Below are 2992 nucleotides of genomic sequence, written 5' to 3'. Positions count from 1 at the left end.
AGAAACGAAGGGCTATTTTGCTATTTCTAGACAAATAAGCGCCACAAGTGCTCCAAAGGATATCATGACTGATAAAATCCCAAGGATAATCATAATGATTTTATAACCACTCATAAGCAACCCTCCCTTCAAAAACGAAGAGAGGCCCAACCTCGTCCAACTATCCTAAGTCTATTATAGAACGAACTAATATACGATACAATAAGGAACGAATAATAGGAATATATAGATAAATACAGTAAAGACCGTACCTAATGATCTGCACCCATTTTCTTGGACAGATATAATTAAGCTACTTTTTGAGAATGAGTTCGGTATTCTACCGGACTCATTCCTTTTAATTTGAGCTTAATGCGTTTTGTGTTGTAATAAATAATATAATCCTTTAATTTGCTGATAAAATCTTCATAGGAAGTAAACTTTTCTAAATATAATAACTCTGACTTCAACAAGCCAAAGAAGTTTTCCATCACGCTATTATCCAAACAATTTCCTTTACGGGACATGCTTTGGATGATAGCGTGATTTTTTAATGTCTCCTGATACACTGCATGTTGATATTGCCAACCCTGATCTGAGTGCAGTATACAGCCCTGACTATTAGGTCTTTCCTGAAAGGCTTTATCTAGCATAGATAATACCTGCGCTAATACAGGTCTCTCAGATATTTCATAAGATACAATTTCACCGTTATATAGATCTAAGATAGGAGATAAATAAATCTTACGGCCAAACACGTTGAACTCTGTAATGTCTGTGGTCCATTTTTGATCTGGCTTTGTTGCAGTAAAGTTTCGCTTAATAATATTAGGAGCAATTTTTCCTTCAGTACCTCTATATGAGCGGTATTTCTTTAGACGAACTTTACATGTTAAATTTTCTTCTTTCATAATACGCATTACAACTTTATGGTTTATATGAATGCCTAATTTATGCAATGCTATTGTGATTCGGCGATACCCATAACGACCTTTATTCATTGCTACAAGTGTGCGAATAGCTTCTCGTTCCTCTACATATTTGTCTCCCTTTTTTATGCTAGCTAAGCGTGCATAATATGTACTACGACTAATGCCAAAGTACTCGAGCATAAACTGAAGAGGATATATTCCTCTTAATCTTTCGATAGCAATTGTTTGTGCTTTTTTTTTACAGCTCTATTGGGTTTGGCAATTTCACGCATTTCTCTCATGAAGTCGTCGTAAAAAGATATTTCATATTTTAATCGAGCATTTTCAGCTTCTAGTTCTTTAATCCGTTCTTTATCTGATTTTTTGGTTGAATTTGCTTGTACATTTGTTTCTTTTTTACTCTTCATAGGTGGCCTGCCTTTAGGCTTAGGTTGCAATCCTAAAAAACCTTCATCTAAATATTTCTTATTCCATGTTGCAATTAGACTTGGATTATCTATATTAAATAATTCTGCTGTTTCTTTAAAGGATAACTTATTCTGTAACCTAGTTTCAATAACTTTACGTTTAAATTCTGCTGAAAATATACGTTTATTCATTTTTCTAGATAAAGAACTATTATTTTTGTATTTGAATAACCAGTTTTTTATTGTGTGTCTTGATATATTTAATTGCTTTGCTACAGAATGTATACCAAATCCGATTTTAAATAGATAAAAAGCTTGATCTTTAGTTTCTTGAGAATGTTTTGACATAGAAAAACTGCACCTCCAAAAATTGTGTCCAATTTTTGGGGTGCAGTTCAGAGGAATATGGTGTCTTTTTTAGAGGAATTAGTACTACCATTGGGTAATAGTACGTAAGTTACGATTACTAATATACACGTTAGGCGTAACGTATTCTGATGTTACAAGTAACTGTACAGGTAATCGTATTTTAAATTATCTGATTACATTGCAATACAGGAGGCTTCCACAAAGTCTTTTAGTTGCGGTTTTACGTAGGTTTGGTACACGTCTGCACCATTGCCACGGACGATGTCGCCCCAGTATTTATACACATAGCGATACCAGAAATGGAACATGCTATTTGTGAAGTGGTAGTCAGCGTATTTCGCTGGTCCACGGCTATTCGCTTGGATACGACCTACAAGGCCCATGGCCATCAAGTCGTTTAAGCGAGATGTAAAGGTGCCGCTTTTAATTTGGCTAGCTTGCAACAGCTCCACATAGTATGGTCTCTCTAGTGTAGCAAGGCCAGATAAGATCGCATTAGCACCGGTTATATTTTTCATATCTCGATGTAAGATATGCTGCGTTTCTTCAAAGAGTGCGCCCGATACAGAGAAGAACAAATTAATGATATTCGTATCGATGCTTTCACCATTATCAAAGTACTGCACATAGGCAGGCAAACCACCTGTTACGGCGAACACGGTACGCAAGTCATCCTTCACATAGTGAAGGCCCAAGGATTTCATATCCACCAAGGAGAACGGTTTCACCTCGAAATATTCCGACACATAAGGACCGATCAAGCTGCGATCACCAATGATGCGGCCATCGAGCTGTTCTAACCCATTTGCCATCAAGATGATATTCAAATGGCTCGTTGCTTTATAAGCATCTAACAAATCGCGCAAGTGTATAGGGAACTGAGGTACAGCCTCCACCAAGGAAGGGTAATCATCAATCACCACAGTCTGAGGCGTTTTTACACTACTTTCAAATAAACCATCAAAGGCCTCTTGCAAGCTAGTGATCGGTTCGAATTTATCCTGCCCATCGGTAGGAACAAAACGTGCCTCAAGAGCTCGATTCATATCAGCTACATGGATTGCTTCATTAGCCATGCGACCCGCCAAGTATAACGCCTTATGACGGCGCACAAGCTGGGAAGCCACATAGGATTTGCCACTGCGATGCGGGCCATACACAACACACAAACTCATTTGATTCATCGCAATACGGGACTGGATACTCTCAATAATCTCAGCACGTCCCACAAAATTCATATACTCTCACCTCCAACATTCTATGGAGACTATCATATCATAAATTTAAAACCTGTCTCTTATACAC

The 2992-nt window shown here is 37.5% G+C and carries 3 protein-coding genes; all 3 read right to left on the bottom strand.

What is annotated here, in order from left to right; all coding sequences use genetic code 11:
• Nucleotides 1-287 precede the first annotated feature (287 nt).
• The 3 genes from QZ334_RS07725 to QZ334_RS07715 all read right to left on the bottom strand — a co-directional run bounded on the left by QZ334_RS07725 (nucleotide 288) and on the right by QZ334_RS07715 (nucleotide 2925).
• Nucleotides 288-1091, bottom strand: coding sequence for an IS3 family transposase (locus tag QZ334_RS07725; protein ID WP_295233378.1), 804 nt, complete (start codon nucleotides 1089-1091; stop codon nucleotides 288-290).
• A gap of 23 nt (nucleotides 1092-1114) precedes the next feature.
• Complete coding sequence (locus QZ334_RS07720) at nucleotides 1115-1666, bottom strand: helix-turn-helix domain-containing protein (protein ID WP_295233375.1); 552 nt, start codon at nucleotides 1664-1666, stop codon at nucleotides 1115-1117.
• A gap of 194 nt (nucleotides 1667-1860) precedes the next feature.
• Entirely contained in the window at nucleotides 1861-2925 is a 1065-nt protein-coding gene (locus QZ334_RS07715) for an ATP-binding protein (protein WP_295233372.1), read from the bottom strand.
• Between the last annotated feature and the right edge of the window lie 67 nt (nucleotides 2926-2992).

Source organism: Veillonella sp., from assembly GCF_019414865.1.
Lineage (GTDB): Bacteria > Bacillota > Negativicutes > Veillonellales > Veillonellaceae > Veillonella.
Note: the sequence above shows the minus strand (reverse complement) of the source record. Positions and strands in the feature narration are given on the sequence as shown.

What these genes read in the sequence shown, in the direction of transcription:
- QZ334_RS07725 (WP_295233378.1), bottom strand. Translation starts at nt 1,091, where the DNA reads ATGCTCGAGTACTTTGGCATTAGTCGTAGTACATATTATGCACGCTTA.
- QZ334_RS07715 (WP_295233372.1), bottom strand. Translation starts at nt 2,925, where the DNA reads ATGAATTTTGTGGGACGTGCTGAGATTATTGAGAGTATCCAGTCCCGT.
- QZ334_RS07720 (WP_295233375.1), bottom strand. Translation starts at nt 1,666, where the DNA reads ATGTCAAAACATTCTCAAGAAACTAAAGATCAAGCTTTTTATCTATTT.